This is a genomic window from Megasphaera paucivorans, assembly GCF_900103535.1.
GTDB classification, from domain to species: domain Bacteria; phylum Bacillota; class Negativicutes; order Veillonellales; family Megasphaeraceae; genus Megasphaera_A; species Megasphaera_A paucivorans.
In genome coordinates this window covers 1-17,794 of sequence record NZ_FNHQ01000045.1, presented here as the reverse complement: position 1 = coordinate 17,794, position 17,794 = coordinate 1, and the positions used below count along the sequence as shown (strand labels likewise).

At 37.5% G+C, this 17,794-nt stretch carries 18 protein-coding genes, 3 riboswitches and 3 other annotated features; of the genes, 4 read left to right on the top strand and 14 right to left on the bottom strand.

The genetic code is table 11. From position 1 onward, the window contains the following. The 4 genes from BLR11_RS12910 to menC all read left to right on the top strand — a co-directional run. On the top strand, positions 1–582 hold a 582-nt coding region (locus tag BLR11_RS12910; protein WP_143006444.1), incomplete at its 5' end, for a trans-sulfuration enzyme family protein. Positions 583–686: 104 nt separating this feature from the next. Next, positions 687–1,859, top strand: coding sequence for a pyridoxal phosphate-dependent aminotransferase (locus BLR11_RS12905; protein WP_091652867.1), 1,173 nt, complete (start codon positions 687–689; stop codon positions 1,857–1,859). A 20-nt stretch (positions 1,860–1,879) separates the two neighbouring features. Beyond that, on the top strand, positions 1,880–2,704 hold the full coding sequence (locus BLR11_RS12900; protein WP_091652864.1) for a MetQ/NlpA family ABC transporter substrate-binding protein: 825 nt from the start codon (positions 1,880–1,882) through the stop codon (positions 2,702–2,704). Positions 2,705–2,745: 41 nt separating this feature from the next. Continuing rightward, on the top strand, positions 2,746–3,858 hold the full coding sequence (gene menC, locus BLR11_RS12895) for an o-succinylbenzoate synthase (RefSeq protein WP_091652861.1): 1,113 nt from the start codon (positions 2,746–2,748) through the stop codon (positions 3,856–3,858). 159 nt (positions 3,859–4,017) lie between these two features. On the opposite strand, the gene BLR11_RS12890 is transcribed toward menC, so the two are convergent. The 14 genes from BLR11_RS12890 to BLR11_RS12825 all read right to left on the bottom strand — a co-directional run bounded on the left by BLR11_RS12890 (position 4,018) and on the right by BLR11_RS12825 (position 17,056). Continuing rightward, complete coding sequence (locus BLR11_RS12890) at positions 4,018–4,257, bottom strand: sulfurtransferase TusA family protein (RefSeq protein WP_091652858.1); 240 nt, start codon at positions 4,255–4,257, stop codon at positions 4,018–4,020. Beyond that, positions 4,257–5,120 (bottom strand): 4Fe-4S binding protein, encoded by an 864-nt coding sequence (locus BLR11_RS12885; protein WP_091652855.1) that lies wholly within the window; start codon positions 5,118–5,120, stop codon positions 4,257–4,259. The genes BLR11_RS12890 and BLR11_RS12885 overlap by 1 nt, the downstream gene beginning before the upstream one ends. Then, positions 5,113–5,538 (bottom strand): M67 family metallopeptidase, encoded by a 426-nt coding sequence (locus BLR11_RS12880; RefSeq protein WP_091652852.1) that lies wholly within the window; start codon positions 5,536–5,538, stop codon positions 5,113–5,115. The genes BLR11_RS12885 and BLR11_RS12880 overlap by 8 nt, the downstream gene beginning before the upstream one ends. A 1-nt stretch (position 5,539) precedes the next feature. Beyond that, entirely contained in the window at positions 5,540–6,355 is an 816-nt protein-coding gene (locus BLR11_RS12875; RefSeq protein ID WP_091652849.1) for a HesA/MoeB/ThiF family protein, read from the bottom strand. Beyond that, entirely contained in the window at positions 6,352–6,561 is a 210-nt protein-coding gene (gene thiS, locus BLR11_RS12870) for a sulfur carrier protein ThiS (protein WP_091652846.1), read from the bottom strand. The genes BLR11_RS12875 and thiS overlap by 4 nt, the downstream gene beginning before the upstream one ends. A gap of 25 nt (positions 6,562–6,586) precedes the next feature. Beyond that, the gene (locus BLR11_RS12865; RefSeq protein ID WP_091652842.1) at positions 6,587–6,769 is read right to left on the bottom strand and encodes a hypothetical protein; all 183 of its coding nucleotides are present in this window, start codon (positions 6,767–6,769) and stop codon (positions 6,587–6,589) included. 43 nt (positions 6,770–6,812) lie between these two features. After that, positions 6,813–8,300, bottom strand: a complete 1,488-nt coding sequence (locus BLR11_RS12860; RefSeq protein ID WP_091652839.1) for a putative sulfate exporter family transporter — start codon at positions 8,298–8,300, stop codon at positions 6,813–6,815. A 135-nt stretch (positions 8,301–8,435) separates the two neighbouring features. Then, a complete protein-coding gene (locus tag BLR11_RS12855; protein WP_091652836.1) occupies positions 8,436–9,728 on the bottom strand; it encodes an O-acetylhomoserine aminocarboxypropyltransferase/cysteine synthase family protein in 1,293 nt (430 codons plus the stop codon). Between the two features lie 96 nt (positions 9,729–9,824). Further along, positions 9,825–9,925: riboswitch (SAM riboswitch) on the bottom strand. Positions 9,926–10,078: 153 nt separating this feature from the next. After that, positions 10,079–10,292, bottom strand: a binding site (T-box leader). A 62-nt stretch (positions 10,293–10,354) separates the two neighbouring features. Continuing rightward, positions 10,355–11,161 (bottom strand): ATP-dependent sacrificial sulfur transferase LarE, encoded by an 807-nt coding sequence (gene larE, locus BLR11_RS12850; protein ID WP_218118821.1) that lies wholly within the window; start codon positions 11,159–11,161, stop codon positions 10,355–10,357. A gap of 58 nt (positions 11,162–11,219) precedes the next feature. Continuing rightward, positions 11,220–11,429: a binding site (T-box leader), on the bottom strand. Between the two features lie 119 nt (positions 11,430–11,548). After that, on the bottom strand, positions 11,549–11,875 hold the full coding sequence (locus BLR11_RS12845) for a DUF2325 domain-containing protein (protein WP_091652833.1): 327 nt from the start codon (positions 11,873–11,875) through the stop codon (positions 11,549–11,551). 63 nt (positions 11,876–11,938) lie between these two features. Continuing rightward, positions 11,939–12,679, bottom strand: coding sequence for an SDR family NAD(P)-dependent oxidoreductase (locus BLR11_RS12840; RefSeq protein ID WP_091652830.1), 741 nt, complete (start codon positions 12,677–12,679; stop codon positions 11,939–11,941). A 128-nt stretch (positions 12,680–12,807) separates the two neighbouring features. Further along, positions 12,808–13,022, bottom strand: a binding site (T-box leader). 393 nt (positions 13,023–13,415) lie between these two features. Continuing rightward, entirely contained in the window at positions 13,416–14,609 is a 1,194-nt protein-coding gene (locus BLR11_RS12835) for a trans-sulfuration enzyme family protein (RefSeq protein ID WP_091652828.1), read from the bottom strand. Between the two features lie 83 nt (positions 14,610–14,692). Beyond that, the gene (locus BLR11_RS12830) at positions 14,693–15,985 is read right to left on the bottom strand and encodes an amino acid permease (protein WP_176762997.1); all 1,293 of its coding nucleotides are present in this window, start codon (positions 15,983–15,985) and stop codon (positions 14,693–14,695) included. Positions 15,986–16,309: 324 nt separating this feature from the next. Continuing rightward, entirely contained in the window at positions 16,310–17,056 is a 747-nt protein-coding gene (locus BLR11_RS12825; RefSeq protein ID WP_091652825.1) for a helix-turn-helix domain-containing protein, read from the bottom strand. A 249-nt stretch (positions 17,057–17,305) separates the two neighbouring features. Next, a riboswitch (SAM riboswitch) is annotated at positions 17,306–17,407 on the top strand. A 165-nt stretch (positions 17,408–17,572) separates the two neighbouring features. Beyond that, a riboswitch (SAM riboswitch) is annotated at positions 17,573–17,671 on the top strand. Positions 17,672–17,794: the final 123 nt, after the last annotated feature.

Below are 17,794 nucleotides of genomic sequence, written 5' to 3'. Positions count from 1 at the left end.
GGTGCCGATATCGTCGTCCACAGCGGCACAAAATATCTGGCCGGACATAACGATGTATTAGCAGGATTTCTTGTCACCGCTCATAAAGAACAGGCCGAACGGCTGCATTTTCTCCATAAAACGATCGGCGCCTGTCTATCTCCCTTCGACTGTTGGGTCGTCAGCCGCGGTCTGAAAACATTGCCGCTGCGGATGGACCGCCATGCCGCCTCTGCGCTGCGCATCGCTAAATGGCTGAGTAAGCAGCCGGCTATACGGAAAATATATTATCCCGGGATAGCTTCCTCTCCCCGCTATGAAATCAATACCAAGCAGACAACCGGCTTCGGCGGCATGATTTCCTTTGAAGTAGATACCGAAGAAACTGCTGTGAATCTTCTGCAACGGGTCAAACTGATTCTGTTTGCAGAAAGTCTGGGCGGTACGGAATCATTGATCACCTATCCGCTGCTGCAAACACACTGCGATGTTCCCAAAGAAGAATGCTTTGCCAAAGGCATCAACGAAAAATTATTGCGTCTTTCTGTCGGTTTAGAAAATGTAAACGACTTGATCGCCGACTTAAAACAAGCACTGGCATAACCAAAAAGGAGTGACTCTTATGAATTTTGATAACGTAACAAATCGCCAAGGTATATAAATTATAGCAATCACACTACATAATACAAAACAAAGAGGGAATCTATATGCAAGAATTATCTAAAAAAATATCGTTATTTACAGATTCTGTCATTCGTCGTATGACACGCATTTCGGCAACATATAATGCCATTAATTTATCACAGGGATTTCCTGATTTTCAACCTCCAAAACCTATTTTAGATCGATTAGCGGAAGTTGCTCACAACGGTCCTCATCAATATGCTATAACCTGGGGCGCTCAAAATTTTCGAGATGCTTTAGCAGAATATCGGTCTCGTCTGTTGGGTCGTACTATTGACCCAAACTCTGAAATTGTTGTTACTTGTGGCAGTACGGAAGCTATGATGGTTGCAATTATGACTCTTGTGAATCCAGGAGAAAAAGTAATTATATTTTCTCCTTTTTACGAAAATTATGGAGCAGATACTATACTTTCTGGTGCTGAACCAATTTATGTATCTTTAAACCCACCAGAATTCACCTTTAATCCCGATGAATTAGAGGCCGCGTTTCAACAACATCCTAAAGCTCTCATTCTATGCAATCCTTCTAATCCCTGCGGAAAAGTATTTACAAGAAAAGAATTAGAATATATAGCTACTCTAGCCGATAAATATGATACTTATGTAATTACCGATGAAGTATATGAACATATCGTATATAAACCAAATGTTCACACATACTTTGCTTCTTTACCAGGCATGTATGAACGCACATTAACATGTAGTTCACTCTCAAAAACATACTCCATTACAGGTTGGCGTTTGGGACACATTACGGCACCGCCTTCAATTATTGAAGGAGCAAGAAAAATACATGATTTCTTAACAGTAGGTGCTGCTAGTCCGCTTCAAGAAGCTGCCTACATTGGATTTAAATTTTCACAACAGTATTATGACGATTTATTAGCTTTATATACACATAAAAAAAATATTTTACTTGACGGATTAGATAGCTTAGGCATCATTCATACTAATCCACAAGGAGCGTATTACGTTCTTCTGGATATATCCGAATTTGGTTTTACCGATGATTTGGAATTCTGCGAAGTATTAGCAAGAGATGTTGGTATAGGTGCTGTGCCTGGTTCATCTTTTTTCAAAGAACCGGTCAACTATTTGATTCGTTTACATTTTGCCAAAGATGACGCCACACTATATGAAGCACTAAACAGGCTGGAACATATGAAAAGCATTATAAAAAGAAGAGTTATTTGAAATCAAAAGGAGAATCCATTATGAATTTAAAAAAAATTGCAATTATTACCTTTGTACTGATTACTACAGCTAGCTTGTTTTCTGGCTGCGATAATCAAAATATTAATTCTGCATCACAAGAAAAAAAGGAAATCACTGTAGGGGTCACTCCTGGCTCTAGTGAACAAATTTTAGAAGTCGTTGCTAAAGAAGCAGATAAACAAGGTCTCAAAATACATGTTAAAACGTTTTCTGACTATATTACCCCTGATCAAGCATTAGCAAACGGAGATATTGATTTAAACGCATTTCAGCATCAACCATTTTTAAATTCTTTCAATGAAAAAAATGGCACCCATCTTATCAGTATAGGAAAAACCTATTTAGCTCCATTAGGGCTTTATTCTCATAAATATAAATCTACTACAGAAATTCCTAACGGCGCAAAAATTGCCATTCCAAATGATCCTTCGAATGGCGGTCGTGCTCTGCAGCTGTTACAAAAACAAGGCTGGATAAAATTAGCGGAAGAAAAAGACCCAACAAAAATTACAGTTCAGGATATTGTAGATAATCCCAAACAGCTGCATATTATCGAGCTGGAAGCTGCTCAGCTTCCCCGTTCTCTTGATGATACGGATGCTTCTATTATCAATGCGGGGTATGCTATTTCTGCTGGCTTAAACAGTCAAAAAGATGCTATCGCGGTAGAAGATAATACAAGTCCTTATGTTAATATAATTGCCGCTCGTCCTGAAGACAAAGATAATCCTGCTTATCAAAAGTTTGTCAAAGCATTCCAATCTGAGGCTGTCAAAAAATACATTAATGAGAACTTCCCTGGAGCCCTTGTTCCTGTATGGTAATACAAAAAACATTCAACATTATTAAAGGGCGGTAACTCATTATGAAAATCAAAAAAATTATTTTACGAAAAATGTACCAAGATATGAAATCAGGATTTCGTACCAGCTTTGGCATCACAACAAGAAAAAAGTTTTCCATGATAGAAATACATACTACGGAAGGGATTGGCTATGGTGATTGTTCTGCATTAGATAAGCCTTGGTATAATGAAGAAACCAGAGATGGTGCATTTGAAGTTATAAAAAATTTTCTTGCCCCCGCCCTCTTAGAATATAACCACATTCCAACACCAGAAGTTTTTTTTAATGACACTTCCTGGATTCGTCGAAATAGAATGGCTCGTTCTGCAGTAGATTGTGCTCTATGGGATTTATACGCTCAGGAGCAAGGACTAAGTCTTTCTAAAGCGTTAGGCGGAACCCGAAATGAAGTCGAAACAGGTGTCAGTTTAGGTATAGAAAAAACACCAGATGATCTCTGTCGAACTATTGAAAAATATCTGCGTCATGGGTATCGTCGTATAAAATGCAAAATAAAACCAGGGTATGATGTAACTTATATTGAAAAAGTACGCAAGGAATTTGGCGACATTATGCTTATGGTGGATGCCAATTCAGCATACACACTGGCTGATATTGATATTTTCAAAGAATTAGACCAATATGATTTATTGATGATTGAACAACCGTTAGCTAGTGATGATATTGTTGATCATCGTCATTTGCAAAAAATCTTAAAAACTAGGATTTGTTTAGATGAGTCCATTGACTCCGCTGAAGATGCCCGTAAAGCAATAGAGCTAGGCAGTTGTCGGACTATTAATATTAAAATAGCTCGCGTTGGTGGTTTAACGGAAGCAAAACGTATCCATGATATCTGCACAAAAAATAATGTTCCAGTCTGGTGCGGCGGCATGCTTGACACAGGAATTGCCCGCTCCTTTAATATTGCAATTGCTTCTTTGCCCAATTATCGTTTTCCTAATGATATTCCCGCATCAGATCGCTATTGGCTATACGACCTTGTAGTTCCTTCCACAACGATTAACTCTCACGCAATGATTCATGTGCCAACAAAACCCGGATTAGGTTTTTCTCCTATCTCAGAAATAGTAGATTTATTTACAGAAAAAAAAGTGGAACTTACAAGATAACTCCTCACAAAAAAGGCTGTGAGTTATATATTGACTCACAGCCTTTTTTGTGCCTATTTAATAAATATAATAGAATAAGTGTCTCTCATCTTATTTTCTACATTTCAGAATGCTATCATCAGAATAAAAACAGTTATTTCCCTTTTTTTAACAACATGATTACACTAATCCGTCTTTTTTTACAAATAATGTATATGTCCCATTATCATTGTTTGTAACATCGATAATTTTATGGCCCTCATCTTTCAGGCTGCGCGGTATATTGGCAATGGGTTCTCCCTCATTAAGGATGACTTCCAAAATTTTCCCTGTTTTCATATTTTCCAACTCTATCTTTAATTTGACAAAGGTAACAGGGCAAACCACGTTAGTAATATCAATTATATTATCTGCTTTCATTACAATATCTCCTCAATAGCTGCTTTCAAAGTATTCCAGCCTACACGATCCAACGTTTTAGCAAACCGTTCTCCCTGCTTCGCATGAGAAGCAAAAAAGTCCAAGGTAACTGTTATCACTTTATGTAATGTTTCAGCATTAGAAATAATTGGCAGGATATGTTTGCCAATTGCAATTTGTTTTCCATAGAGTCCCCCTAACGATACGACATATCCACTTTGTCCCCCCCATGCGGAAGCCGGACAGCTTTTAAAACATGCCCCGCAATAACAGCATTTCTCTTCGATAAAAGCTAAGGTATGAGTGTCTTTATCTACTGTAATTGCCTTTGTTGGGCATACCGGCACACACACTCCGCAAAAAATGCATTTTTCTGCATTCCATTGTGGAATAATTCCACCTTTGATACCTAAATCATTTTCTTCGGCTTTTAAGCAGTTATTGGGACAACCTGTAATGCCAATTTTAAATTTACAGGGAAATTCTCGTCCTCCATAACGATGATCACAGTCTTCTGCAAGTTGTTGTGTGTCAATAAGTCCTGAAGGGCAAATAACACTACCTTGACAGGCCGTAATGGTACGGAGCCGCGCTCCGCATACACCATTTTGAACACCGCCGGCTGCTAATTCTCGTTTGACGGCATCTATATTTTCAGTACCAATGAATGGTATTTCTATCCCCTGCCGCGAAGTAAGATGAATATAACCCTTTCCATATTTTTGCGAGACTAATTGAATCGTTTCCAGTTGTTCTGCCGTGACTTGTCCGCCTATAGTTTTAAGCCGCATAGAGAAGTAATCTTTTTGTTTTTGCTTCATAAATCCGCCTTTTTTCAATTCGGCAAAATTGATATCAGTCATCAGATTTTTCCTTTCTAATTATTAATTTTTCCTCTGTCGTTATGCCGCGTTCAATATGAAAACTTTTCATAACTGGTTCGGCCGATGCCAACGATACGATAATATAACTGGCAACCGAATCATACGCCATTCGTTTATCCTCTTCCGACGGCCGCGGCGGTGTTGCTGGATGGCTATGAAAATTCCCCAACATAACCAAATGTTGCTGCCTCATGTCCTTTAACGCATCAAATTGTTCTGCAACATCCATCGTAAAATGCGCCGGACTGTGATCTACGTTTTTCAAAAAATATACGTTGCGAACAATTTTCGTTGTACCGTCAATAAAACCTGCTAATAACCCACAGATTTCATTGGGTACATGCTGTATTGCATTGGCAATAATACAATTATAAGCAGTACGTGTTATGATAACCATTTTAACCTCTTTTCCAACTGCAGCCGGAAATTTCATAGTCAATGAGTGTTGTAATACTGGGTATATCACCGCAAACGGTACAATGTTCATTATGATTAATTTGTACTTTGCGGAATGTCATAGTCAACGCATCATAAATCAACAAATATCCATTAAGTAAATGACCAACTCCAAGAATATATTTCAGCGCCTCAGTGGCTTGAATGCTTCCAATAACTCCACCCATGACCCCGAGAACACCTGCCTGTTTGCAAGTCGGCACTACATCTGGCGGTGGCGGGGTTTCAAAAATACAGCGATAGCACGGCCCTTGATGAGGAAGATATGTCATTGTCTGTCCCTGAAATCGAATAATACCTGCATGAGAAAAAGGCTTGTTCAAAAAAACACAGGCATCATTAATAAGGAATTTCACAGGAAAGTTGTCCGTCCCATCAATGATAAAATCATAGTCCTGATCATGGATGATATCCATGATATTTTTTGAATCCACTCGTTCTGCATACGGAATGACCTTAACATCAGAATTCATGCTTTTAATAGTTTCTGCCGCTGAAAACACTTTCTTCTTACCAACATCCTCTGTCTGATAAATAATCTGACGTTGCAGATTAGAAAGATCTACTCTATCATCATCAACAATACCGATCGTACCTACACCAGCCGCCGCCAGATACATTGCGGCAGGTGCCCCCAGTCCACCTGCCCCAATAATCAACACCTTACCATTGAGTATTTTTTGTTGTCCTTTTCCGCCTATTTCTTTTAAGATAATATGTCTGGAGTACCGTTCCAATTGTTTATCAGTCAAACTCAACGTTCCCCGCCTCCCATAAAATAAAGAAACTCAACAACATCATTTTCTTTCACAAAAGTTACAGCAAAATTTTGGCGCTTCACAAAATTTTCATTGAGCTGTACCGATACGTAAAGAGGTGCTTCTGCCTTAGCAATAACGAGAAGATCATCTATATTGACAGATTTTTCCAGTGTTATCTCCTTACCGTTTACTCTGATAGTCATTCTTTATTCTCCTGTGTATCATCGATTACAATACTTCAAATAATAAAATGAATATAAATAATAGCAAAATACCAAGTCCTAGTGAATATACACAAAGCTTCTTTTCAATAGGCTGCAAATCAAACCATTCTTCCTCCTGCAGGATACTATTTTCCTTGATACCTGATTTATACTGCTGTGTTGCTGAACTTACTGTACTTTGAGTCATATAAATTCCACCTTTCTAACGCTCTATTAAATACTACTAAACACTAAACTGTCGGCGGTACAATACCATGATAAAACAGCCATGAAATAAATAACCCCACCCAAATGATAAAACCAAACAAAGCAACAACGTAGACACCAATAACACGCCCTAACCCTGCATGCCAAAGCTTGCGTACGTTTGTAATAAGGCCAATAGAAAAGAAACATAAACCAAAGAAAACACTGCGCAATAAATTTGCTTGTCCGGCACCTGCTTTTGCCGCTTTAACAATTTCCGGTTCATAGGCCCCTGCTAAAAATATGACCAAAAAGGTTACAACAAAACCAATAATAAATTTAGGAAAACGCTGCCATATTTCTTTTTTTGATATGGAATAAGTCCCTGTTTGAATATCATTTTTGTCGTTCAAATGATAAATAGACCAAATAGCAGCTAAAATAAAAGCCCATATGCCAATAAAAACATCAATGAATAATTTTGCCGTCGTCGTAGCCATAAGAACCCAGCCTTCTTGATATTGGATACCATACTGTGCAAATGCATTGTTACGAATCAGCGTATCGGCAACAGCTCCGCTGGCAACGGCACCCCCATCACTCTTGACTACCAAGCCCAACCAAGAACCGGCAACCATAGGTTCACTAACCAGGAAATTTGAAGCAACAAAAGGAAGCACTAATAATTCAAAAGCAACAAATACAATAATAACAGATGCTAAAATGGTAGGAATTATCGTGCGTGAACGAATGGCACTGCCAGTTGCAATAGCCGCTGCTACTCCACAAATAGAAATACCTGATGCCAACGGAGCAGCCCATTCCGGAGTAAATTTAAAATACTTACGTGCAACAAAATACACAACAGGCCAATAAATCAGATATGCTTCAATCACTGCGCAAATTCCCCGGACAATAACCGTGCCCGCCAAACTTAGAGCCCCAATAGTTTGAATTCCAATATTCATTCCAAGAATGACTATACCTGTCTTAATATACCATTCCGGTTTGGCCGCACTAGATAAAAAATCTGTCAATTTAGGAAAAAAATTACTGATAATAAGTCCCGCAATAAGTGCAAAAACAAAACCTAATTCCCCTAAACTCAAAGACCAGGAAATACCAAAATTGTCTCGATTACTCGGTGTTGCCGCTAGATATGCATAATTACCTAAAACATTTGTAATGGCCGTAAACCAATAAATAAAAGTAAATCCTATAATAAATTTACGAATATTACTCCCCATAAAATAAGCGCCTACAGCTGTAATTATCAAAATAAATATATATGTTGCAATAGCAGATCCAATTCCGCCTAATGCTGCATAGGCCTGAGAGTTAGCTTGGATAGCTTTTCCTGGATTAAGCCACGTCCCATATTGAGAAACCCATCCCAATAAATCGGTATTCCAAATCTGACCCGCTCCCAATAAGGAAATAAAGAATCCAATCCACACCGCCCACCAGTCTTCACTTTTTAAAAGATTGGGAACTCGTCCCTGCAGTATTTGTGTTTGATTAACCGTGGTCATATCTATTCACCTGATTTCAATAAAATTTTAGTAGAGAGTATGAATTTAATATTTTTATACTCTCTACTTATTCACACAAAGAAAAATCACATGTATTATAACTGAATTTGTTATATACCTTTTTTTATTTCCAAACTATATAGCCGCAAACGCCTGATCCAGATCATAAATAATATCATCAATATGCTCTGTCCCGATAGATAAACGGATAGTACTGGGAGTAATACCACTTTCCAAGAGTTCTTCTTCATTCAACTGCGAATGTGTCGTACTGGCCGGATGAATTACCAACGATTTAACATCTGCCACATTTGCCAGAAGAGAAAAAATTTTCAAATGATCAATAAATTTATGTGCCTCTGCTTGACCTCCTTGTATTTCAAAGGTGAAAATAGAAATTCCTCCATTGGGAAAATAGTTTTTATATAACTCATGATCCGCGTGATTAACAATGGCGGGATGATTTACCTTGACAACTTTAGGATTTTTACTCAAATATTCCACGACTCTCAGTGCATTTTCTACATGGCGTTCCACTCGTAATGATAATGTTTCGACTCCCTGCAGCAAAAGAAACGCATTAAATGGAGATATTGTCGCCCCCGTATCTCGCAAGAGCAGTGTCCGAATATATACGATATAAGCAGCCGCCCCTACGTCTTTAGCAAAACTCAAGCCATGATAACTGCTGTTGGGTTCCACAAGATGAGGAAATTTACCAGAACTGATCCAATCAAATCGACCTCCGTCAACAATAATTCCTCCTAACGTTGTCCCATGCCCCCCTATGAATTTTGTGGCAGAATGAACCACGATATCTGCACCATAATCAAATGGTTTTAACTGATACGGTGTTGCGAAGGTACTGTCAACTACTAACGGAATTCCATGATTGTGTGCAATCGCAGCAACCGATTCAATGTCAATAAGATTTGCATTCGGATTTCCTATACTTTCAATAAAAATGGCTCGCGTATTATCCCGTACGGCAGCTTCAAATCCGTGTACGCCTTTCGTAGGATCCACAAAAGTAGTTGTAATGCCTTGATTGGGGAAAGTATGCTGCAACAGATTATATGTACCACCGTATATCGTAGTCGCTGCAACAATATGCTGCCCTGCATGTGCCAAAGCTTGCAGAGAATATGTCACAGCCGCGGCACCGGAGGCAGTCGCCAAAGCCGCCACGCCACCTTCTAATGCCGCAATTCTTTTTTCAAGTACATCTTCCGTTGGATTCGTTAATCGTCCATATACATTTCCTGCATCCTTTAATGCAAATCTATCTGCCGCATGCTGAGAATTATGGAACACATAGGATGTCGTTTGGTAAATAGGTACCGCTCGCGAATCTGTTGCCGGATCCGCCGCTTCTTGTCCTACATGCAATTGCAAGGTTTCAAATTTATACTGTCGATTTTCACTCATAAAGATCAGCCTCCTAAAACATTCGTTGAATAAAAAAAACACCCTCTGCTATACAGACGGTGCCACAAAAACACGTATGAAATACGCGCATGATATGACTCATCTGTCAGATATTATTCTGTCGGAATTGGCACCTTTCTGTTTCAGAGGTTGCCGCAGCTTCATTGGGCCAGTCCCTCTGCTGCTCTTGATGATTTTGGTTGTATGTTATGAAATTACAGTGTCATAACATTAATTATATTTTCCCGCAACATATGATTTTCGTAATGGATTCCATTGTTCCACCTCCTCGTTTAATTTAGATGTAATATAATCACTCTTTATAGAGACAAAAAACCACCATCTCTACAATCAGAGACGGTGGTCCGTGGTTCCACTCTGTTTACAGCAATCGCTGCAACTATTTCCATTAACGGCGGCAACCGGATTCGGCCTACTATCTTCGGTCGTTCTGCTCTCAAAGGCATTCCATCGTATCTGTCTTTCCCGCAAGCTCTCAGCCTATGGCTTGCGTTCTCTGTAGGACACTAGAATACGTGTACTTGTTTTGGTCATGGCATTTACTTATATATGTCCATATGTTTATTTTTAAGAATTATATCAAAAAAATAAATGTAGTTTTTCACCTACGTATCAATAATATTTAAGCTTCCCATTCTATACCCAGCCAAATCTAATGCTACATAATGAAATCCATATTGTTTTAACGTTTGGTCGATACTATCCTTATTTTCCCATACAATATTCATATTGCTTTGATCCACTTCAATGCGTGCGCCCCCATCATGATATCGTACCCGCAAATTTCCCCCTTGCAATAAAGGAATGAGAAATTCTTCAGCTTGTTCTACCATTGCGAGTTTTTTAGGAATTAATGGAATTCCGTAAGGAAATCTGCTGGCAAGACAAGCTGCACTCTGTTTATTCCATGTAGAAAGTCCAACATATTTTGAAAGCTGGCGAATATCCTTTTTTTGAAGTCCTGCTTCTATCATAGGGCTGCGAACTATATCTAACTCCTGCAATGCTTTCATCCCTGGACGATAATCATCCAAATCATCTACGTTTCCTCCGTCAATAACCCATTTATAATCATTTTCTTTAGCCCATTTTACGAGTGATTCAAAACGTATTTTTTTACATATATAACAACGATTTTGAGGATTTTTAACAAAATCATCATTATCAAATTCTGCTGTCTGCACTAGTAAATGTTGAATTCCTATCTCCCTTGCCATTTTTTTTGCATCTTTTTCTTCTCGCTTGGGAAAAGTAGGCGATACCGCTGTAATAGCAATAGCATTACCCCCTAATACAAGATGTGCTGCATATGATAAAAACGTACTATCTACACCTCCGGAAAGAGCAATTACTACACTCTGCATATTTTGCAATATTTGCTGCAGTTTTTCGTATTTTTCTTGTGCATCCATGTCATGTCCTCCCATAAATTGCTTAATAAAAGATACAAAAAAAGACCCCATCTCTACTATCAGAGACGGTGGTCCGTGGTTCCACTCTATTTGCAGCATTCGCTGCACTATTTCCGTTAACGGCGGCATCCGGATACGGTCTACTTAAGTTCAACCGTTCTGCTCCTAAAGGCATTCCATTGTATCTGACATCTGCAAGCTTTCAGCCTATGGCTCACATCTCTGTAGTATCTTTATACAATGTACTTGTTTTAATCATCGCATTTCTAATGTTTATCGATATGGTACACTTTTTATTGTATTTTGTCAAGTTTATTTTTTACATAAAAATATTTTTTATTACCCGTTGATTAGAATCGTATCAGCCCATCGACTTATTCAAATTATTTATCTAACATATATTTGTCCATCATGATGGTTTTGCAAATTTATGTTTTCAAAATGATCCATTAATAGTGTCTTTAATGCAGTCGAACTACTGGTATGAGACCGAAGGACAACGGTATTTTTCTTTTGTGCCTCTTTTAAGGCACAATGTACCATGCTATGACTTACGGTATTAGTAAATAATATAATTAAATCAGGCGATCCAATTTTAGATTTAAAATTGCCTGGTACTTGTGTAAATATTTTAGCTTTTCGATCAAATTTTTTACAAATATTTTTATATCTGCATACCATGCAATCATTTCCACCAACAATAACGATATTCATTGCTCATTGCCTCCTTTTTATCATACTGGGCCCAAATTAAAATTCCAAAATTCTTATATTAAATTATTTCATATATATTCCACCATTTATATCCAATGTTATACCCGTAATATAATCAGCATCCTCAGATGCTAAAAATGTAATTCCTCTTGCTATATCATCTGGAGTCGCAATACGCCTTAGGGGAATAGTATCTAAAGGGATTGACATTTTTTCAGTCATACGAGTAGCTACATATCCAGGAGCAACTGCATTAACGTTGATTTTATAAGGCCCTAAGTAACGAGCTAACGATTTCGTTATTCCTATAATAGCCGCTTTGCTTGCAACATAATCAGCAGATGTAGCAATACCTCCAACTTCACCAGCAAGAGATGTCACATTCACAATCTTTCCAGTATATTGCTTTTTTAATATGGGGATAACCGCTTTGACACAATACATAAGCCCAGTTGTGTTAACATTCATAACATAATTCCAATTTTCAATCGATAACTCTTCAAATGGCAAGGAAAGACTGCAAACACCTGCGTTATTTACTAAAATATCAATGTGACCAAAACACTGATAAATTTTTTTTATAGTAAAATTCACTTTTTCCTGATTAGTAATATCCAATACATAATAGGACGCTCTTTGTGGATAATAAGAATTAATATATTGAACAGTTTTTTCACATAAAGCAGCATTTCTCGCAATAATTACTACATAAGCTCCATGACTTGCCAAATTAAGAGCTGTAGCTCTACCAATCCCCTGACTTCCTCCTGTAACGACAGCAACTTTTTCCTTAATATTCACCATGTGTCCTCCTTACTACTAATTACCAATATAAAAGTTCATGATGTTTTTATTTTTAAATCGTATTAATTATATTTACTTATACTAGTATAAATAAAATAGACGGTTAAAAAAAATACACCATCTCTATTATCAGAGACGGTGGTCCGTGGTTCCACTCTGTTTACAGCACTCGCTGAAACTAATTTCCATTAACGGCGGCAACCGGATTAGATCTACTATCTTCAATCAATCTGCTCTCAAAGGCATTCTATCATATCCGTTTTTCCCGCAAGTTCTCAGCCGATGACTCGCGTTTTCTGTAGAAAACTAGTATATGTATACTTGTTTTGGTCATTGCATTTTTAATGTTTACCGATATGGTACACGTTATTCAATCATTTGTCAAGAAAATTCTTTAATTTTCTTGATAAGTAAATGGCAATAACAAGAATTTTTTAACCAATATGGTATCAATAACGTTTTATCATATTTCCTATTCTCGCAGATTCACTCGCTATCACTCATATTTTTTATAAACAACAGGCATACATTTATACTTGTTATAATCACTGCCCTTTATACTTTTACATAAAACAATTATATAGTATTTAAATTTAGTTTTAAATCAAAACAAGCACATAGTGAAATTTTACTTACCCCGGTTTCACCATGTGCCAGTCTTGTTATAACCATTCTTTACATATACAGAACAATACTTGTTTCTTTAGTTATTAATCTCCTTCTATCATATTTTCCGCTACACTTTCGCCAATGCTTGATCAAAATCATTTAAGAGATCCTCTGTATCTTCCAATCCAGATGACAAGCGAATCTGACCATAAGTAATCCCAATCGCTTTTAATTCAGCGGCGCTAAGGTCACGGTGTGAAGCCTTAGGTGGATACGTAAGTGTTGTTCCTACGCCAGCTAACGTTGGTACAAAACGTACTATTTTCAATCCCTTAATCAACGTATTTACCTCTTTTTCGCCACCTTTTATATTGACACTTAACATACCGCCATACCCATTACCTTCAAATTGTTTATCCGCTAACACATGAGATGGAGAAGATTCCAATCCCGGATAGTAGACCTTTTCAATCTTTGGATGGGACTCAAGAAATTTTGCCAATGCCAGTCCGTTCTGCGACATCGCTTTAACACGAATCGGCAGTGTCCGTAAACTGCGGGCTAAGAGCCAACTTTCTGTAGCTCCCAATGTGGGTCCATACAAACCAAGGTAGAAATTTATTTTCTTGATAAGTTTTTCCGAACCCACGACGGCTCCACCCACAATATCATCATGTCCCCCCAAATATTTAGTTGCGCTATAAATAACTAAATCAGCTCCCAATTTAATGGGCTGAGCTATAATCGATGTGGCAAATGTATTATCAATATATAACAAGGCATTATGTCGATGAGCTATATCCGCCAACTCTCTAATATCTGGTACCGACATGAGCGGATTCGCAATAGTTTCCCCATAAATAACCTTCGTATTGGGTTTAATGTAATCTTCTGGATTCTGTGTCGAAAAATCAATAAACGTCGTTTCAATCCCCCAGCGTTTCAATTCATATTGTAAGTAGTAATATGCTTCGCCGTAAATAACCGGCGATGCAACAATATGATCACCTGGATTTAAAACGGTCAGCAATGCCGTTGTAATAGCTGCCATTCCAGATGAAAACATCAATCCTTTTTCTGCTCCATCACCAGCAGCTAAGATACGACTTGTTGCGTCGGCATTTGGATTGCCAAGGCGAAAATATGCATATCCCGGGGCTCCTTCATCTATAATTTTATCAATAGGCTCAATAGAATCAAATATATATGCCGAGGACAAATATAACGGAAATGTTTCCGGCACCGTCAATGCCTTATTCATTTCATAGCACAATTCACCATTACCGGTATGTGCATAAATCGTAGAAGAACCTTTTTCCATAATAAAAAATCTCCTTTCGAACTCACTTCACGAATAAACTAGCAGATATATGCAATTATTGCTGAGACCTAATTATGCTTATGTTAGAACAAGGCCAAGAATGGCGAGATAAGCAGCAACACTCCCATAATAGTAATTGTATAACAAGGCCAGCCCCGGTATTTTTTGAATTCCGACATTTTATACACTAAGAATACCGGCAGCAAACAACCAATAATACCCATAGCAGGTCCCAGAATATTTGCCATCGTAAGAATCGGCGCATTCAGGATGATAACCCCCCAGCAGCTAGCAATACAAAATAAGCTCGTTCCGTATTTAATTGCTTTCATATTGATTCTATCTTCCGGAATAAATCGCTGCAAGATATTTAAGGCAAATCCCTTACAAGAATCACGAAATCCAAGAAATGCGGAAAAATAAGCGGTAGCAATAGCAAATATATTTAGAATCAGGCTCAAAATTTTAACTAGAGATCCATCCATATTCTTCGCTGCAATAGCCAATGTGGAGATATTGGATTTGTATGCAAGTACCGACTGTTCATGACTAATCGCTAAATTAAAGGAAAAGGCAAAAAATAGGATAACAACCAGGAGCACAACATATGCTATATTGCTGGCACGTAATGACAAATAGTGAGCTACAACTTTATTTTCTGTATGATTTCGGTAATAAATAACCAATGGACTCAGACTCCCTAAATACGTAATAGAAAGTCCTACAAGAGGCAGCAAAATAATACTCTGTTTAATCATGTATCCTGCTTCTGGAAATGCCGGGACATTAGCTAAATTCCAATACTGTACCATAACAAGTCCCAGCAATGCAATAACACACAACTTAGTAATAACCATCGCAGACGATACTTTAAATAATAACTTTTCTCCCTGGGAAGCAATGGCTACCATAAAACAAATGATGGCTAACCCATAGAAAATATTTTTTGAAAGCAATTCTTGTGTCACACCAAAAGTCTGTAAAAATGAAGCACTATCATTTGTCAATGCTGTTGAATACAAAAAAATCAAAATAGTCATCATAATAAAATATAAGGCCCCTAACAACAGTCCTGCACTTCGCCCTAAATACCCTGAAATAACACCGGCAAAATCTTCACACTTAGGTGATTCTACTAACACGTCAATATATAGCTTTTGGAATTGGTACAAAATCGGATACCCTATAATAGCCGCTAAAATAAATACCCAAATCCCTACCAAACCCACCTGTAAAGGCAAAAAAACAGTTCCTGCGCCAATAGCCAATCCAATGTTCATAATGACCCAGCCAAAATCTGTACCTCGGAATTTAGTGGCTTTCTTCCACTCCTCAATCGTCATTCCGGCACGCTTTGCATATTGTTGTGCTGACATACTAAAACCTCCCTGTTTAATAATGTATGCATTTATATATTTACTTTTTTATAATCTTTTGTCTTCATCTTAAATACCTATACAAACTTTTATTACTAAGTAATCGGGTTCTCTTATTTGCTTATTTGTTATATTAATTATATGAAATTGGCATTTTAAATGATATTACTCTCCAGAAGTATTTAAGAAGCATATTTTTTAAATTAACTCTTTTTATACTCCTTTTGTACTCCTTTTGATGAACATATAAAATGTACCCCAGATATTAAATCATCGTCTTAATATCTGGGGCACATTTCATCTTGATAACTATTTCCTATATAATTAGTTCGTAATTTTACAATTCCGTACAACATCCAAAAGTTGCAATCTGTTTTTCACATGTAATTTACAATAAATATGATTGATGTGTTTTTTTGTCGTATATGGACTGATAACCAGCTTATCACTAATTTCTTCAATAGAAAACTTTCTCATAATGAGTTCCGTTATTTCGCACTCTCGTTCGGTCAAACCCAATGCAGTCAACGGATTCACACGTCCTACAGTTAGGCATTTGTCCTTCTCACGGCTAAGGCGAAGGGTAAAATGATCCTTTAAAATATTCAATATTTCTAAATCCGTATCCGAAAAATCATTTTTGTCTCTGCTGCGATAAAATATAACTTCTCCTAATAAAATATCTTTATCCGCCATAACAATACCACTATACCAAAATATATTGTTCTTTGTAAAAAAATCTCCAGCTGCACTTTGAACTGGCTGAATTAAATCACTACTCCTATACTCCGTCGTCCGTCGCAAATTCATGACACGACGACCCATAACATCTGAATTAATCAATCGTTCGTACTCTTTTACGGCTTCAGTCGATAAATTTTTAAAAACTGGCTCTTTCAAAGTGATACTACCATTTTCTTCTTCCGTAAAAAGATAAAAAACAGCCTTATCGTAAGGCAATATCAACCTAACAGCATCCAAAAAATACAATCTCATCATTTTTAAATCTTCTGTTCTGTTAATCAATAAAATTAAATCATTAATCTCTAACCACTGCAAATGTGATAACACCTGCTAATCTTCTCCTTTCTTCCCAGTACAATCCCCGTCCTCACCCTATTATTTTTATTATAACACAGGTATTCAAAGGATAATATAAAACAATGACTACTGTATATATCAATCATTTCCTAGCAATAGTAATTCCATAAAAATCATAGAATGGTAATATTAACCACTAGGCTCCCTATATTTCTGCATAATATAGTTTTCCTCTTGACAAATTGATTGCAATAGTGTAGTCTAATAACCACAATTACATATTCATCCAGAGCAGCTGAGGGACTGGCCCTATGACGCTGCGGCAACCTCCTTGATAGGAAGGTGCCAATTCCAGCAGGATTTCTTCCTGACCGATGATATTAGTATACACCTTTGTATTTACGTCATCCGTCGATGACGTTTTTTTATTACATTCTTTTGTTCCCACAAGGAGATCTGCACTATGAGGTACTTAAAAAATTTGACTATCATAATGCTTCACACAACTTAATATTGTGTTATGATTTTTTATAATACAATACGACTCTTTCATCCAGAGCAGCTGAGGGACTGGCCCTATGACGCTGCGGCAACCCCCATACGGGAAGGTGCCAATTCCAGCGGATTTTATCCGGCAGATGAACACGCACCCGCTCTTTTGCGACGCCATCTGCCATGGCGTCTTTTTTATTGTCCATTTTATTAAGGAGGCATTTATTCTATGAGATTTGAAACAGATTGCATTCACGGCGGCTATCATCCCGATTC